The sequence below is a fragment of the Sphingomonas sp. P3_C6 genome (genome assembly GCF_056402595.1).
The window spans coordinates 372027-388073 of the sequence record NZ_JBFUHB010000001.1; the positions used below are offsets into that span (position 1 = coordinate 372027).

At 64.5% G+C, this 16047-nt stretch carries 14 protein-coding genes; 5 read left to right on the forward strand and 9 right to left on the reverse strand.

Annotated elements, in window-relative coordinates; all coding sequences use genetic code 11:
- Positions 1-169: 169 nt before the first annotated feature.
- On the forward strand, positions 170-1414 hold the full coding sequence (locus tag AC1DT7_RS01840; protein ID WP_478033822.1) for a spinster family MFS transporter: 1245 nt from the start codon (positions 170-172) through the stop codon (positions 1412-1414).
- A 126-nt stretch (positions 1415-1540) separates the two neighbouring features.
- Here the strand turns inward: AC1DT7_RS01840 and AC1DT7_RS01845 are convergent, their stop codons facing one another.
- The 7 genes from AC1DT7_RS01845 to rpmI all read right to left on the reverse strand — a co-directional run bounded on the left by AC1DT7_RS01845 (position 1541) and on the right by rpmI (position 8662).
- A complete protein-coding gene (locus tag AC1DT7_RS01845; protein WP_478033823.1) occupies positions 1541-3112 on the reverse strand; it encodes a peptide chain release factor 3 in 1572 nt (523 codons plus the stop codon).
- Between the two features lie 18 nt (positions 3113-3130).
- Positions 3131-4012, reverse strand: coding sequence for an aldose 1-epimerase family protein (locus AC1DT7_RS01850; RefSeq protein ID WP_478033825.1), 882 nt, complete (start codon positions 4010-4012; stop codon positions 3131-3133).
- Positions 4013-4121: 109 nt separating this feature from the next.
- The gene (pheT, locus tag AC1DT7_RS01855) at positions 4122-6485 is read right to left on the reverse strand and encodes a phenylalanine--tRNA ligase subunit beta (RefSeq protein ID WP_478033826.1); all 2364 of its coding nucleotides are present in this window, start codon (positions 6483-6485) and stop codon (positions 4122-4124) included.
- Positions 6482-7564, reverse strand: coding sequence for a phenylalanine--tRNA ligase subunit alpha (gene pheS, locus AC1DT7_RS01860; protein WP_478033828.1), 1083 nt, complete (start codon positions 7562-7564; stop codon positions 6482-6484). The genes pheT and pheS overlap by 4 nt, the downstream gene beginning before the upstream one ends.
- On the reverse strand, positions 7561-7917 hold the full coding sequence (locus AC1DT7_RS01865) for a GIY-YIG nuclease family protein (protein WP_478034238.1): 357 nt from the start codon (positions 7915-7917) through the stop codon (positions 7561-7563). The genes pheS and AC1DT7_RS01865 overlap by 4 nt, the downstream gene beginning before the upstream one ends.
- Before the next feature lie 158 nt (positions 7918-8075).
- Entirely contained in the window at positions 8076-8441 is a 366-nt protein-coding gene (gene rplT / locus AC1DT7_RS01870) for a 50S ribosomal protein L20 (protein WP_272623763.1), read from the reverse strand.
- A 17-nt stretch (positions 8442-8458) separates the two neighbouring features.
- Complete coding sequence (gene rpmI / locus AC1DT7_RS01875) at positions 8459-8662, reverse strand: 50S ribosomal protein L35 (protein ID WP_272623764.1); 204 nt, start codon at positions 8660-8662, stop codon at positions 8459-8461.
- A 158-nt stretch (positions 8663-8820) separates the two neighbouring features.
- On the opposite strand from rpmI, the gene AC1DT7_RS01880 reads away from it, so the two are divergent.
- Positions 8821-10998: an AsmA family protein gene (locus AC1DT7_RS01880; protein ID WP_478033830.1), complete on the forward strand. Its 2178-nt coding sequence runs from the start codon at positions 8821-8823 to the stop codon at positions 10996-10998.
- Positions 10999-11021: 23 nt separating this feature from the next.
- Here the strand turns inward: AC1DT7_RS01880 and AC1DT7_RS01885 are convergent, their stop codons facing one another.
- Positions 11022-12062, reverse strand: a complete 1041-nt coding sequence (locus AC1DT7_RS01885) for an acyltransferase family protein (protein ID WP_478033831.1) — start codon at positions 12060-12062, stop codon at positions 11022-11024.
- A gap of 602 nt (positions 12063-12664) precedes the next feature.
- Positions 12665-13447: a histidinol-phosphatase gene (gene hisN / locus AC1DT7_RS01890; protein ID WP_478033832.1), complete on the reverse strand. Its 783-nt coding sequence runs from the start codon at positions 13445-13447 to the stop codon at positions 12665-12667.
- Positions 13448-13925: 478 nt separating this feature from the next.
- Here hisN and AC1DT7_RS01895 point away from each other — a divergent pair, with 478 nt between their 5' ends.
- The 3 genes from AC1DT7_RS01895 (at position 13926) to AC1DT7_RS01905 (ending at position 15917) form a co-directional block, all read left to right on the forward strand.
- Entirely contained in the window at positions 13926-14966 is a 1041-nt protein-coding gene (locus tag AC1DT7_RS01895; protein WP_478033833.1) for a GGDEF domain-containing protein, read from the forward strand.
- Between the two features lie 509 nt (positions 14967-15475).
- Entirely contained in the window at positions 15476-15604 is a 129-nt protein-coding gene (locus tag AC1DT7_RS01900; RefSeq protein ID WP_478033834.1) for a hypothetical protein, read from the forward strand.
- A 4-nt stretch (positions 15605-15608) separates the two neighbouring features.
- On the forward strand, positions 15609-15917 hold the full coding sequence (locus tag AC1DT7_RS01905; RefSeq protein WP_478033835.1) for an alkylphosphonate utilization protein: 309 nt from the start codon (positions 15609-15611) through the stop codon (positions 15915-15917).
- Positions 15918-16047 lie beyond the last annotated feature (130 nt).

The window sequence follows — 16047 nt, forward strand, 5'->3', positions numbered from 1 at the left end:
TCGAGAAGGAATGCCCGGTTCCTTTTTTGGCGGAACAGGGAAATATCCGTCATGCCGGATTCGTTTCGGCATCCACCGCTTCGCGCGAGCATGGGCGGCGGGTCTCGCGGCACGGTGGCCCCCGGGGACAAGTCCGGGGTGACGACGAATAGATGGGCAAAGGGCGCGCATGACCGAGACCGATTCCCGCGGATATCGCGCGCTGGCGCTGGCCATGCTGCTGCTGGTCTATACCTTCAACTTCGTCGACCGGCAGATCTTCAGCATCCTGGTTCCGGCGATCAAGGCCGAGCTGAGCCTGACCGATACGCAGCTCGGCGTGCTGGGTGGGCTGGCCTTTGCGTTGCTCTATTCGACCTTGGCGATCCCGCTCGCCTGGATCGCCGACCGGACGAGCCGGACCTGGACGATCACGATCAGCCTCGGCGTATGGAGCGCCTTCACGGCCTTGTGCGGCTGGGCGGGGAATTTCGCGCAATTGTTCGGCGCACGACTCGGCGTCGGTGTCGGAGAGGCCGGCGGTGTCGCACCCTCCTACGCCGTGATCGCCGACACCTTCCCGCCTGAGAGCCGGGCGCGGGCGCTGGCGATCTATTCGCTGGGCATTCCGCTGGGATCGGCAGCGGGCGTGCTGCTCGGCGGCTATATCGCAACAACGGTCGACTGGCGGGCGGCATTCGTCGTGGTAGGGCTGGCCGGCGTCGCCATCGCGCCGCTGTTCCGGCTGATCGTGCGCGAGCCGGCCCGGGACCGTGCCATCGCAGCGACCGAGCCGGTACGGCGCGTGTTCGCGATCCTGGCGCGCAAGCCGAGCTTCTGGTTGCTTGCCTTCGGGGCCTCGGCCAGTTCGATGCTCGGCTATGGGCTGGCTTTCTGGCTGCCCTCCTTGCTCAAGCGGAGCTTCCATCTCGAGCTTCAGGACGTCTCCTATTTCTATGGGGCGATCCTGCTACTCGGCGGCGTGCCGGGGGTGCTTCTCGGCGGGATGATCGGTGACAGGTTCGGCACGAAGGACCGGGCAGCCTATGCCCGGGCGCCGGCCATCGCCTTCGTCATCGCGGTGCCCTTGTTCGCGGCAGGCATATTGTCGTCCTCCGCGACGGCGGCCTTTCTGTTCTTCCTGGTGCCGCAGGCGCTTGCCTATGTCTGGCTGGCGCCGGTGATCACCGCCGTGCAGCACCTGGTACCGCCGCATATGCGGGCAACCGCCTCGGCGAGCTTCCTGTTCATCAACAATCTGATCGGGCTTGGCGCGGGGAGCTTTGCGCTGGGGGCGCTTTCCGACGGGCTGACCAAGCGGCTCGGGGACGAGGCGTTGCGCTATTCGATGCTGAGCGGGCTGGTGCTGTATCTGGTCGCGGCGCTGCTGATGTGGCTTGGGGCCAAGCCGCTGCGGAAGGATTGGGTGGATTAAGCCAATTCGTCATGCCGGACTTGTTCCGGCATCCATGCTTCCGCGAACGCTGTGCTCAATCATGAAGCCCAGCGCTCGAACCACGATGGACCCCGGCACAAGGCCGGGGTGACGGCTTGCTTTGGATCAGCGTTCCCGCGTCGCGGCGAATTTCACCTTGGGATAGCGGTCCGCCACATAGCCCACATCCCACGCCGTCTTCGCCATATAGACCGGGTTGCCGTCGCGGTCCTTGGCCATGGAGGCGCGATTGAGGTCCATGAAGGCCTTGAGGTCCGCGGGATTCTCGGCCGAGACCCACCGGGCGGTGTCGAACGGGGCCATCTCCAGCCCGGCATCGACCTTGTACTCGGCATCGAGGCGCGAGAGCAGCACTTCGAGCTGGAGCTGGCCGACCACGCCGATCACCCAGTTGGAGCCGATCTCCGGATAGAAGACCTGAGTCACGCCCTCCTCGGCCATATCGTCGAGCGCCTTGCGCAACTGCTTGGTCTTGGTCGGATCCTTGAGTGCCACGCGGCGCAGGATTTCCGGCGCGAAGTTCGGCAGGCCGGTGAAGCGGATCGTCGCCTTTTCGCTGAGCGTGTCGCCCACGCGGAGCGTGCCGTGATTGGGGATGCCGATGATGTCGCCCGGGAACGCCTCGTCGGCAAGCTCGCGGTTCTGCGCGAAGAACAGGATCGGCGAGTGGATCGCGATCGGCTTGCCGTGACCGGTCGGGGTCAGCTTCATGCCACGCTTGAAGGTACCCGAGCAGAGCCGCATGAAGGCGATTCGGTCGCGGTGCTGCGGATCCATGTTCGCCTGGACCTTGAACACGAAGCCGGTGACTTCGGCATAGTCCGGGGCGATGGCAGCCGGCTCGGCCGGCTGGGGCCGCGGCCCCGGCGCGTGCTGGCCGAGCGCGCCGATCAGTTCGGCCACGCCGAAATCCTTCAGCGCCGAGCCGAAATAGATCGGGGTAAGATCGCCGCGACGATAGGCGTCGGCATCGAAGGTCGAATAGCCACCCTGGGCCAGCTCGGCTTCGTCGCGCAGCTTCTGCAGGCCGTCCTCGGACAGGACCTTGGCCAGCGCCGGATCATCGAGGCCGGTGAAATGCAGCGGCTTGCCCATATATTCGCGCGACGGCCCCTCGGGCTGGCTCAGCGTGTTGGCGTAGAGATCGTAGACGCCCTCGAAATCGCTGCCCATGCCGACCGGCCAGCTCATCGGGCACACGTCGAGCTGAAGGATGTCGGCGACCTCGTCGAGCAGTTCGAACGGATCGCGGCCCTCGCGATCGACCTTGTTGACGAAGGTGATGATCGGGACCGAGCGCAGGCGGCAGACCTCGAACAGCTTCCGGGTCTGCGCCTCGATGCCGCGCGCCGCGTCGATGACCATCACCGCCGAATCGACCGCCGTCAGGGTGCGATAGGTATCTTCCGAGAAGTCTTCATGGCCCGGCGTGTCGAGCAGGTTGAAGGTGAGCCCGTCCTTCTCGAAGGTCATCACCGAGGAGGTGACCGAGATGCCGCGCTGCTGCTCGATCTTCATCCAGTCGGAGCGGGCACGCCGATTCTGGCCGCGCGCCTTCACCTCGCCGGCGAGATGGATCGCGCCGCCGAAATAGAGCAGCTTTTCGGTGAGCGTCGTCTTGCCCGCGTCAGGATGCGAGATGATCGCGAAGGTGCGGCGGTCGGAAATTCCAGTCATCGCAGCGCCCCTAGCGCCTTACGCGGTCAACGTCACGTGCAGGGCGCAGGTCCAGGTGCCGCCGGGCGCGATCTCGAAGATTCCGGGCTTGTCGCGGAAGTCTCCGCTGAAGCCTTCGGGGTCGGCGATGCCGTGCCATGGCTCGATGCAGAGGAAGCGCGCACCGGGCTTGGTCCAGATGCCAAGCTTCGCGGTATCGGGAAAGGCGATGTCGAGTTGGGGACCGGTTTGCGCCCCGTATGTGACGCGACGCGAGCGGACCGGATCCCAGATCAGCGCGTCGTTGGTGAAGAGGTCGTCGCTCAGATGCAGCGTGCGACCGTCCAACGGGGACGGGCGCGGTGTGGCGCCGATCAGGCCGCCGGGGACGATCTGTTTGAGGTGATCGGGCTCGTCGGTATCGAACCGGATGCGGTGGTCTTCGCGGGGTTCGCCATAGGGCAAGGGCCAGGCAAAGGCCGGGTGCCAGCCGAAGCTGGCGGGCATGACGGTCTCGCCGCGATTCTCGATCCGCGCCTCGATCTGGAGCGTCGCTCCCTGGATATGGAAGGTGAGATCGAGCGCGAACGCGAAGGGATAGGCGATGCGGGTTTCTTCGCTGTCGGTGAGGCGGAAGACGGCGCGGTCCGGTTCCTGTGCGGTCACGGCAAAGGGCATGCGGCGGGCGAAGCCGTGCTGTTTCATCGGATAGTCGGTGCCGTCGATGCGGAGGACGTCCTTGTTCAGGCGGCCGACGATCGGGAAAAGGATCGGGGCGTGGCCCGTCCAAAAGGCCGGGTCGGCATCGGTCATCAGGTCGCGGCCATGGGCGTCGCGGAGATGCGTGAGTTCGGCGCCGAACGGGTTGATCACGGCGGAGAGGCCCGAGGAGGCGATTTCGATCAGGTCGGTCACGTACATCTCCCGGTTCACACCGCCGTCATGCCGGACTTGTCCCGCACACTCTTCAACCGTGAGTTTGCGGAACGGTGGACTCCGGGACAAGCCCGGAGTGACGGTGATGGGATAGCTAACCCCGCAGGCTGGCCCCCAGCTTCGTCGCCGCAGCCACGACCTTGTCGGCCACCGCCTTCAGCTCCTCGTCGGTGAAGCTCTTCTCGCCGGGCTGGAGGGTGACTTCGAGCGCGAGGCTCTTCTGGCCTTCCTCGACACCTGCGCCGGTGAAGATGTCGAACAGCCGCACGCCGGTTATCGCCGCCTTGTCAGCGCCCTTCACCGCGCGCAGCAGCGTGTCCGCGCCGAGCTCAGCCGGAACGAGGAAAGCGAAGTCGCGGCGGACCGCCTGCAGCGCGGGGGGCGCATAGGCCGGGCGCATGAAGCCAGCGGAGCGTTTGCCCGGGATCGCATCGAGATAGAGCTCGACCGCGGCAACCGGGCCGTCGAGATCGAAGGCGCGGGCCGTCAGCGGGTGGATCATGCCGAACGCGGCGAGCACCGTCTTCGGGCCGAGGCGCAGGGTGCCGGACTGGCCGGGGTGCCAGGCGTCCCCGGCCTCTCCCATCACCTGCAGATTCTCGACCGGGGCACCGGCCGCGGCGAGCAGCGCAAGCGCCTCCGCCTTGGCATCGAACGCGTCGAAGGGGGCTGCCTTGCCCTGCTGCCAGCCGCGTGCGCGGCCCTCGCCGGCGAGGACGACGCCGAGCGTCGGGCGTTCCTTGTCCGCCAGATAGCGGCGGCCGATCTCGAACAGGCGGACGGTCTGCGCGCCGCGTTTCAGGTTGCGCTCCGACGCGGCAAGCAGGCCGGGGAGGAGTGACGGGCGCATGACCTTAAGGTCTTCGCTGATCGGGTTGGCGAGGCTCCAGGCACCGCCGCCAAAGGGTGCTGCTTCGGCCTCGGACAGGAAGCTCCACGTCACCGCCTCGTTGAGGCCGCGCGCTGCGGCCGCGCGGCGGGCGCGGCGTTCGAGCTTCTGGTCGGGCGTGGCGGTCGGCGTGGCGACGCCGGGCAAACGATCGAGCGGGACTGGCGGCACCTTGTCGATGCCCTCGATGCGGATGACCTCCTCGACCAGATCGGCCGAGCCGTCCACGTCGCGGCGCCAGCTCGGCACCGTCACGGTCCACGAGCCATCGACCGTGAAGCCGAGGCTTTCGAGGATCGCTTTTTGCCGGTCGGCCGCGATGGCGAGGCCGCCCAGCGTCTCGGCACGGTTGGTGTCATAGGCAATGACCCGAGGCGTCACCGGCGGGGTGCCGGCGCGCGTTATGCCGCTGGCCGTGCCGCCGCAGATCTCGGTCACGAGCCGCGTGGCGATGGCGAGGCCGTCTTCGAGGAACGCCGGATCGACGCCGCGTTCGAACCGGGCGCGGGCGTCGCTGGTCAGCCCCAGCTTCTGGCCGGTGCGGGCGATATGGTCGGGATCGAAATAGGCGCATTCGATCAGCACGTCGGTGGTATCCGCCGACACGCCGGATTCCTCGCCGCCCATGATGCCGCCGATGTCATGGACATGGGCGTCGTCGGCGATGACCGTCATGGTTTCTTCGAGCGCATAGGTCTTGCCGTTGAGCGCGAGTACCGTCTCGCCCGCCCTGGCCCGGCGCGCGACGAGGCCGCCCGAGAGCTTCGCGCGGTCATAGACGTGGAGCGGTCGGCCGAGATCGATCATCACATAATTGGTGATGTCGACCAGTGCCGAGATCGGCTTCTGCCCGATCGCGGTCAGGCGGCGGCGCATCCAGTCGGGCGCCTCGCCATTGGTGACGCCGGCAACCGACTGGCCGAAGAATGCCGGGCAGCCATCCGTGTCGTCGGTGCGCACGTCGGGACCGGCGCCCTCGCCAGCCACGGCATCGACCTTCAGCGGCTTGAGCGTGCCGAGGCCGGCGGCGGCGAGATCGCGCGCGATACCGCGCACGCCCATGCAATCCTGGCGGTTGGGGGTGATGGCGACGTCGATCACCGGATCGTTGAGGCCGGCATAGTCCGGAAAGGCGGTGCCGATCGGCGCGTCTGCGGGTAGTTCGATGATGCCGTCATGATCCTCGCCAAGCTCGAGCTCGCGGGTCGAGCACATCATGCCGTTCGATTCGACGCCGCGAATCGCCGCGACCTTCAGCACCATGCCGTTGGACGGCACGACCGCGCCCGGCAGGCCGAACACGCCGACCAGGCCGGCACGGGCATTGGGCGCGCCGCACACGACCTGAAGTGGACCGTCGCCTGCATCGACCGTCAGCACCTGAAGCTTGTCGGCCTGTGGATGCGGCGCGGCGGTCAGCACCTTCGCCACCTTGAAGGCAGCGAGCTTCTCGCCCGGATTCTCCACGCCCTCGACCTCGAGGCCGACGCGCGTCAGCGCCTCGACGATGGCGTCGAGGTCTGCGGTCGTCTCCAGATGCTCCTGGAGCCAGCTCAGGGTGAACTTCATGCCCCGACTCCCCCGGACAAAGTGGGCACGTCGAGTGCCGCGAATCCATAATGTTTCAGCCAGCGGATATCGCCGTCGAAGAAGGCGCGCAGATCGTCCATGCCGTATTTCAGCATCGCCAGACGATCGATGCCGCAGCCAAAGGCGAAGCCCTGCCACTCGTCGGGATCATAGCCGCCGGCCTCGATCACCTTGCGGTGGACCATGCCGCTGCCGAGCACTTCCATCCAGCCATCCGACCCGCCGATCACGCGCTTGCCGTTCACGAGGCTGAAGCCGACATCGACCTCGGCCGACGGCTCGGTGAAGGGGAAGTAGCTCGGGCGCAGGCGCAGCACGATATCGTCGCGCTCGAAGAACGCCTTGAGGAAGGTCTCCAGCGTCCATTTGAGATGGCCGAGCGTGATGCCCTTGTCGATCACCAGTCCTTCCACCTGATGGAACATCGGGGTGTGGGTGGCGTCGCTGTCGGAGCGATAGGTGCGGCCGGGCGCGATGATGCGGATCGGCTTGTTGCCGCCCGCCGCCTTCATTGCGCGAATCTGCACCGGCGAGGTGTGGGTGCGGAGCAGCATCTTCTGCTCCCCTTCCTTTTCCGGGAAGTAGAAGGTGTCGTGCATCGCGCGCGCCGGATGAGTCTCCGGGATGTTGAGCGCGGTGAAATTATGCCAGTCGTCCTCGATCTCCGGACCCGTCGCCACTGCGAAGCCGAGATCGGCGAAAATCTCCGCCAGCTCGTCCATCACCTGACTGACCGGGTGGACGCTGCCCATACCCACACCATCGGCAGGCAAGGTCATGTCGAGCGTCTCGCGGGCAAGGCGCGCGTCGAGATCGGCACGGTCGAGCGCTGCCTTCTTGGCGGCGATCGCGTTCGTCACCGCCTCGCGCAGGCCCTGGATGCGCGGGCCTTCGACGAGGCGCTGTTCGGGCGACATGCCGCCGAGCGTCTTGAGCAGGCCGGTGATCGTGCCCTGCTTGCCCAGCGCACCGACGCGGACGGTTTCGAGCGCGTCGAGCCCGCCCGACGCCTCAACGGCGGCGAGCAGATTGTCACGCATCTGGTCGAGATCGGTCATTCTGCTGCTCCGTCATTCCCGCGAAGGCGGGAATCCATAATCCTGGTCGATGGCAAGGGTGGAAAACCCAGGCCGAGTGCCAGATCGCTCCAGTCGGGATTGGACGCTTCGATCAGGTTGAGCTTCCAGTCCCTGTTCCACTTTTTCAGTGCCTTTTCACGCCAGATGGCGGCTTCCATCGAGTCCGCCATCTCATAGTGAACCAGCCGCGTGACGCCGTAGCGAGAGGTGAAACCCTTTATCAACCCTTCGCGATGCTGCTGCATGCGCGCCAGCAAATTTGAGGTCACCCCAATGTAGAGGGTGCCGCATTTGCCGCTTGCGAGGATGTAGACACAGGGCTGCCTCTCCATATCGTCCCCCTTCCAACCGATCCGCGCCTTGCCGCACCCCTTGCGGGTATGGATTCCCGCCTTCGCGGGAATGACGAGAAAAAATGCAGGAACGACGATGAAAAAAGGGCGCGGGTGGCAATCCACCCGCGCCCCATGTTCCGGTCGCTACAGGTCGCTCAGGCGGCCTGGGGCAGAGCCGCCTTCGCCTGCGCGATGATGGCGCTAAATGCCGCACCTTCGTGCATCGCGATGTCGGCCAGGACCTTCCGGTCGAGTTCGACGCCGGCGAGCTTCAGGCCGTGCATGAAGGTGCCATAGGTCAGGCCTTCGACACGGACGGCCGCGTTGATGCGCTGGATCCAGAGCGCACGGAACGAGCGCTTCTTAACCTTGCGGTCGCGATAGGCGTACTGGCCGGCCTTTTCGACGGCCTGACGGGCGATGCGGATCGTGTTCTTGCGACGGCCATAATAGCCCTTCGCCTGATCGAGGATCCGGTTATGCTTTGCGCGGGTGGTTACACCCCGTTTTACGCGTGCCATTCTCTATATCCTCCAGTTCAGCTCAGACCGTAAGGCGCCCAGGCCTTCACGGTTGCGGTGTCTGCCTTGGACAGGACCGAGGTGCCGCGGTTCTGGCGGATATACTTGCCGTTGTGGCTGATCAGGCGGTGGCGCTTGCCGGCGACGCCGTGCTTCAGCTTTCCGGTGGCGGTGAGCGTGAAGCGCTTCTTCACGCCGCTCTTCGTCTTGAGTTTGGGCATTTTCGTCTCCTTCATATTCGCCACGATCTATGAACGGCCACGGCAGCCCATACCGGCCGGGCAGTTCCTCTTACTCGCGGAAAGGCGGGCGCATAGCGGCACGCGCCCTCAAATGCAACCATTTGGAACTTGCCGAGTGCGCGAACGGTTGGAGGGCGATGGATTCACCGCCAAAAACCGATCACGCCGAAGAAACGCCCGGCGAGCGAGCTGAACAACAGCCCGTCGTCGCCGAATCGGCAACGGTTGCGCCAAGTACCCGGCGCCGGCTGTCGAAGCCATGGCGAATCGTGCGCAACGTGGTGCTTGGAATCATCGGCACGATCTTCCTTGCCTGGCTGATCCTGTACATCACCAAGGGCCGGTTCCTGAAGCATCCGTTCGAGCGCACCGTCGCGGCGATGACGCACCGCGTGGTGAAAGTGCCGGGCGACTTCCAGCTCTATTTCGATCCGATCAACATCCATTTCGTCGCCGAGGGCATGACGATCTCCAACCCGGCATGGGCTTCGAAACCCAATCTGTTCGAGGCGAAACGAATCGACACGCGAATCGCGACCTTCCCGCTGGTCCTCGGCAATCGCCGGATTCGCTGGCTCGACATGCTCGACGGCGCGGTCGACCTGGAATGGTCGAAGGACCGCAAGTCCAGCACCTGGACCTTCACCGAGGGCAAGGGAAAGCCATTCGAGATGCCGCTGATCCGCCGCGCGACCGTGGCGGGCACGACGCTGCGCTATGTCGATCCGAAGCTGCGGCTGTCGGCCGACCTCTCCTTCAAGACGATCAAGGCGAGCGACACGCGATTCGAGAGCTCGATCCAGTTCACCGGCACGGGCACGGTGCGCACCACACCGTTTACCCTGTACGGCGCGATGCTGACGCCCAATGCGACGGTGACCAACGGCAAGAATCAGCTCGACCTGCACATCAAGGCGGCACGTACCCTGATCGATGTGGCGGGCACGCTCGATGCGCCGACGCGGATCGACGGTGCCGACCTGAAGGTCACCGCGCGGGGAACGAACATCGCGGACCTGTTCAGCGTGATCGGCGTGGCGGTGCCGGAGACCCGGTCCTATCGGCTCGATTCCGCGCTGACCAAATCGGGCAATGACTATCGCTTCACCGGTCTTCACGGCCGTTTCGGGGATAGCGACATCGCCGGCAGGCTGAACGTGGCGCTGGTGGAGCCGCGGATGAAGATCACCGCGACCCTGGCGACCCGCACGCTCGACATCGTCGATGTGGCGCCGTTCATCGGCTATAATCCCGATGTCGTGGCCGCCAAGGGCAAGGCCGGCGTGATCACCCAGGTCGGCGGCGCCCCCCGGCTGCTGCCCAATGCAACCCTGCGGGTCGATTCGCTGCGCAATTTCGACGCCGACGTGCAGTATAAGGTGCGGACGCTGCGGGCGAAGAGCGTACCGGTATCGAACATCGACCTGACGCTCGGGCTCGACAACAGCCTGCTGACGCTATCGCCGCTGACCTTCGACATGGCGCGCGGCCATGTCGTGTCGGACATCAAGATCAACGCGCGCCGGCCGGTGGTGCATACCGATTACGACATCCGGCTGTCGCCCACGCCGATGGGGGTGCTTCTGGCTGGCTATGGTGTCGACGAGGCCGGCACCAGCGGCACGGTAAAGGCGCGGATCCAGCTGGCCGGGGACGGCGACACCGTGCACGAATCGCTGTCGACCGCGAACGGGCGGATCGCGATCATCATTCCAGCGGGCAGCTTCTGGACGCGTAATATCCAGCTATCCGAGCTCGATATCGGGACTTTCGTCCAGAAGATGTTCGAAGGGAAATTGAAGGAACCGGTGCAGATCAATTGCGGGCTGATCGCCTTCACCGTGCGGCGCGGGGTGGCCGCGGCCGACCCGATCCTGATCGATACCAAGAAGAACGTGATCCTGGGACGCGGCGGTTTCAGCTTTCGCAACGAATCGCTCGACCTGGCCTTCCGGGCCGATGGCAAGAAGTTCAGCCTTATCTCGGGCCAGTCTCCGGTTGGCCTGAACGGCTATTTCGCCAAGCCCGGCATCAACGTCATCAGTCCGCAACTCCTGACGCGAGCAGGCGCAGGCCTTGGACTATCGCTGATTGCCAGCCCGATCGCCGGCGTCCTCGCCTTTGTAGATGTCGGCGATGCGAAGAGCGCGGCGTGCGGGCCGGTGCTATCGGGCGCGACCGCAACGGCGCAGCGCACCACGAAGGGCCAGCCGCGCGACGATGTCGGGCATGGCACGACGGCCAAGGCGGAGAACGGGAAAAAGTCTCCAGGGGAACGCAAGCAACAGAAGAAGAAGTTCCTGGGGGTTTTCTAAGCCGCTCCATTGTCGGGTAATGCCTATGCGCCGGGAGGTTGTCTTTGCATTCGCCTCTGCAGCCAATTGTCCATGAAGCTGGCCAGCCATGCCGCCATAAGCATGCCGCTCAGAAGTGCGATACCGCCCAAGGCAGGCATGAGGTGCATCTTCCTTACCGCGAATATCCCCATCGCAATCAATGGCGCGTGAATCGCATAAAGCGGGAAGGAAATCGTGCCAAGCCAAGCGAAAAATGGCCGCACTGCCGGCACTGGATCGATTCGTGCCGCGCCGAACACCAGTAAGGGTGAAACAAAAAGGGCGACAGTGAGGTCGTATGAAACTCTCCAGGCCGGGGTTGCCTCAACGAACAGCAGGCAAAAGACGGCGAACAACATGAACAATGGCAACATTACCCCTGATCGACGAACGACTGGCCTCGTCCGATGAATGAGAAGGCCGGCCGTGAATGAAAAGATCGTCCGGGCAATCCCACCCACTACCCCGTTTGCGGTTGGGCCAAGATTCGCGTTCCCGACGATTATGGTGCACGTGGCAAATACGACGCCCRCCAAAAGGAGGGTTATCAACTGGACAGGTATCCCGAAGCGTCGCGCAATTGACGCCCAGACGACATTGATCCAAAATTCATAGAGCAGAGACCAGCCCGGCACATTGAGTGGCGCAATATTCGGGAAGCCCGGGCCGATCGCGGGAAGAAACAGGAGCGCAGGGATAATGGCGCTGAACGTGGTGGACACATCCAATGCGTTTTCGCTGCCGGTTGCATGCTGCGAAACGACTTTGACAAGACCGAGGATAAGCCCAGCGAGATAAAGCGGGTAAAATCGCCGGAGACGCTTTACCGCGAATTCGGCGGGCGAGAGTTCTCCGGTCACGAGTTTTCGGCCATAGGCGTCTGCGAGCACGAACCCACTCAGGACGAAGAATATATCGACCGCCAGATAGCCGCTCTCGGCCATGCGTGGCCAAAAATTGTCATGCATATGAAAAATTACGACGCAGATCGCCGCAACGCCTCTTACGCCATTCAACGTCTCGTATGTCGAAGCCCTGCTCAAGAACCACCCCCTGTTCGATGCGGGGCCATAGCGAACGACGCGCGAAATCTCCACCGGGCGAGCCAGTCTTCGACCGGCGACTTCCGCATGACAATGCCATTTGGCGGAGTGCAAATCTGCAACAAAATGGTCCTATACCGGCTTTTTTCGGGCAAGCGTTTGCAGCTATCCAGCCTCGTCGGGCAGCTCGCCTTGTTGGTACATTCATTGAACATACGCCGATCGTCACGGCTATTGGCCCTGGCGGCGCGACAGTCACTACGGCGCAGGGCGCCGGCACAATTCATCGACAATGATTAATGATGGCCCGGACAATCTGCAGTCGTTGTTAACTCGGATCGCGCTCGTTTAATGCAGCGAACGAACTAGTGAATTATACGGGAGACGAGGCGTAATCCTATCGCGGGCCGTTCCGGTCGCAAGCACTTGCCCTGCTTGAACACATGGTCCGCATCATAGGGTGCAACCTGTACATCGGGTCCTACATCTTCGATGGGAGCCATGGCTGAAAGGAGAAGTGCTGGCGCGCCCTTCTCCTCTCCGCCTGATCGCTGCCTCCAGCGATTTCCTGTGACAGGTTCAGTCCCTCGCTCGAAGTTCGCCTAGTGTCCCCGGCAGGCCAGGACTTCCAGGATATCCTCGATCCGGGCGGGATCGCCCGCTGCCACGACCTCGCCGATGCTGTCGGCGGTGAGCGGATCGCCCGACCAGTCGCACATGCGGCCGCCGGCGCCTTCGACGACCGGGACGAGCGCGGCGAAGTCATGCAGCTTGAGACCATCCTCGACCACGATATCGAGCCAGCCCGAGGCGAGGCAGGCATAGTTATAGCAGTCGCCGCCGAGCACGGTGCTCATCACTGCCGCGTCGAGATGCTCGAAAGCGTGGAGCTGATCGTCGCCGAACAGGGCAGGCGACGTGGTGGCGAGCAGCGCCTTGGACAGCTCCGGGCAGCGCCGCGTCGCGGCGGGCTTGCCGTTGAACAGGGTCGGACGGCCGATGACGCCGACCCAGCGCTCGCGCAGGATCGGCTGGTCGATCACGCCAAGCACCGGCCAGCCATCGGCGACAAGCGCGATCAGGGTGCCGAAGATCGGGCGGCCCGAGATAAACGCACGGGTGCCGTCGATCGGGTCGAGCACCCAGGCCCGGCCGCTGTTCCCTTCGCGCACGCCATATTCCTCACCGATGATGGCATCGTCGGGGAACCGCGCCTCGATCGCCGCACGCATCGCCGCCTCGGCCGCGCGATCGGCCAGCGTGACGGGTGAAGCGTCATCCTTCGCCTCAAGGCCATGGAGGCCGCGGAAATAGGGCCTGATCGCCTCACCGGCGAGGCCGGCAAGGGTTTCGGCGAAGGCGATCTCTGCATCGGTGACACGCATCGCCACCGCCTAGCCGGGCAGCCTAGGATCCGCCAGCCCGATCCGCGTTACCCATTTTGGGGAATCGCATTCGTCATGAGGAGCTTCATGACCCCGCCCTACATGGGCGCGATGCCCGCTCCATCTATGGACCGTGAAGACGGCATCAAGAGCTCCTGACGGCGTTACACAGCATCAAGCCACCCGGGGAAGGTGCTGTCCAAGCATAGTTTTCCGATCCGCTTGCATCCACTTCGGACTATTGTCCCCATCTTCCTGTTTCATCGCCTTTTTTACAGGAAGTCGCGCTGGATCGGCCCCTCACGACCGCCATGGGAATCCCGTCCGGACCGGTACGCTTTGCTAGCCTAAGTAAAACTACGAGGCGGGCGGGGCTTTCCGGATGGTGCAGTCACCGGATATTAGCAGTTGTCCGCTATCCGTCCCGATAGTGTTTTAGGTCGATGCCCTGGGCGTCGATTCCGGGGGGTGGCGGATCGTGAGGGCGGGAACAGGCGCGGTACGGTTGGCGATGGTGGAGGATAATAGCGCCCTGCTGTTTGACCGCATCGTCCATTTCCTGTCCGAGCACCGGCTGAGTCCCGACCCGCGCCACTATGCCTTCGCCTATCGGGTATGCACAGAACAGCAAGGGCCGCTGGCCCAGGCAGTCGCATCGCTGACCGATGGCGGGGTCCGCCTGTCCAGCCGCGACATCGAGGCACTCGGTGGCGAGATCGGCGCACTGGCAGTGACCGCCCCGTCAGAGAGTGCGCCAAACGCCGCCGACGGCCTTGTCGCGCGGACCCAGATGCAGGTCGAGGGCTTCACGGACATGATGCAGGCGATCCGCGCCGAGACCCAGGATTTCGGCCGCGACCTGGCCGCAAGCGCAGATGCGATCCGCGAATCGCGCGACGTGCTCGGCGTTGACGAGGTGGTGCGGCTGACCGGCCTCATGCTCGGTCGCGTCCAAAGCGCCGAGACCAAGCTCGAAGAGGCGACTCACGAAGCGAGCGAGCTTCGCGCGAAGCTGGAGGAAGCGCGCGACAATGCGCGGCGCGATCCGCTGACCGCGTTGCCCAACCGGCGCGCCTTCGAAGAGGCCTATGCCGCCCAGGCCGGCACGGGCGCGCAAATCTGCGTCGCGGTGTGCGACGTCGACCATTTCAAGCTGGTCAACGACCGGTTCGGCCATGCGGTGGGCGACCGGGTATTGAAAGCGATCGGCGATGCACTGGTGAAGGCATGCGAAGGCCATATGGTCGCACGCTATGGCGGGGAGGAGTTCGCCGTGCTGTTCTCGGGCGTCGACCTGCAGGTCGCCCGCGCCACACTCGAGGAAGCGCGCAGCGCGGTCGCGGCGAAACGGTACCGGCTGCGTGAATCGGACGAGCCGCTTGGCGCCGTCACCTTCTCGGGCGGGCTGAGCGAGGCGGCAGGCGTGGAAGGGCTGGGCACCGTTTTCGCCCGGGCCGACCGCCTGCTCTATGCCGCCAAGCATGCCGGGCGGAACCAGCTGAAAACCGACGCGCCCTGACACCAACAAATGGCGTAGAATCCCAAACCCGTTTCGCCGATTCCGCCTTTTGACCAGCGAGAAATCGGACCTATCCAGGAATTTCAATGCTTTGCGTGTTTGGCACGCTCCCTGCAATCATCCTGGCATCGGCGGCCGGATGGTCCGGATCGCCAAGATCAGGGAATGAAACAATGTCGATCCGCTTCCAGAATGCCCAGAACCTGGCGCTCTCCTTTTTCGGCGCGCTGCTCTTCACCGCAGTGATGGTCAGTGCAGCCGTCCCCGTCGTCCCGGTCGTCTGAGCCGGGACGCAGACCCAATCGAAAGATCCGTTGAAATGACTCGCTCCCTCGTCATCGGTTTCGCATCCTTCGCGACGACCGCCCTCCTCCTCTTCGGCCAGTACGCCGCCGTCGGCGCGATCGGCTGAAGATATCGCCCCGCCGCCCGCAGCGATAATGCGGGCGTCGCGGGTGCGAAGCGTGTAGCATCCCCTTGGGCGACCCGCCCGCAAAGGAACTGCCGCCATGGCCAAGAGCCAGAAGAAATCCAACAAGGAAGTCCGCAAGCCAAAGGCGGAAAAGGCGCCGAAGCTGAATGCGTCCAACCCGTCGACCAAAGGCAAGGCGGTCGAAATGACCACGTTGAAGAACTGATCCCATGGCCGGTGATGACGACGCGTTCGTATATGACGAAGCGAGCGGCGAGTGGGTCAGTGCCGCCGACGCGCAGGCACAGACCGCGAATGACGAGACGGTCGAAGTCCGCGACTCGGTGGGCAATCTGCTCGTCGATGGCGATCAGGTGACCCTGATCAAGGACCTGACCGTCAAGGGCGCGGGCCAGACGCTCAAGCGCGGCACGCTGATCAAATCGATCCGCCTGACCGGCGATCCGCAGGAGATCGATTGCCGGTACGACGGCATCAAGGGCCTGGTGCTGCGCGCTGAGTTCGTGCGCAAGCGCTAGCCCGGCGCCTCGCCGGGCGTTGGGCGCAAGGACCCAGCGTCAGTGCTCGAGGCCGGCGCGATCGCCCGGCCGGTGCTGATCTCGACATCCATGTGCTGCCTGTGCTCGGGCGACGGAGTGTCATGCCGGC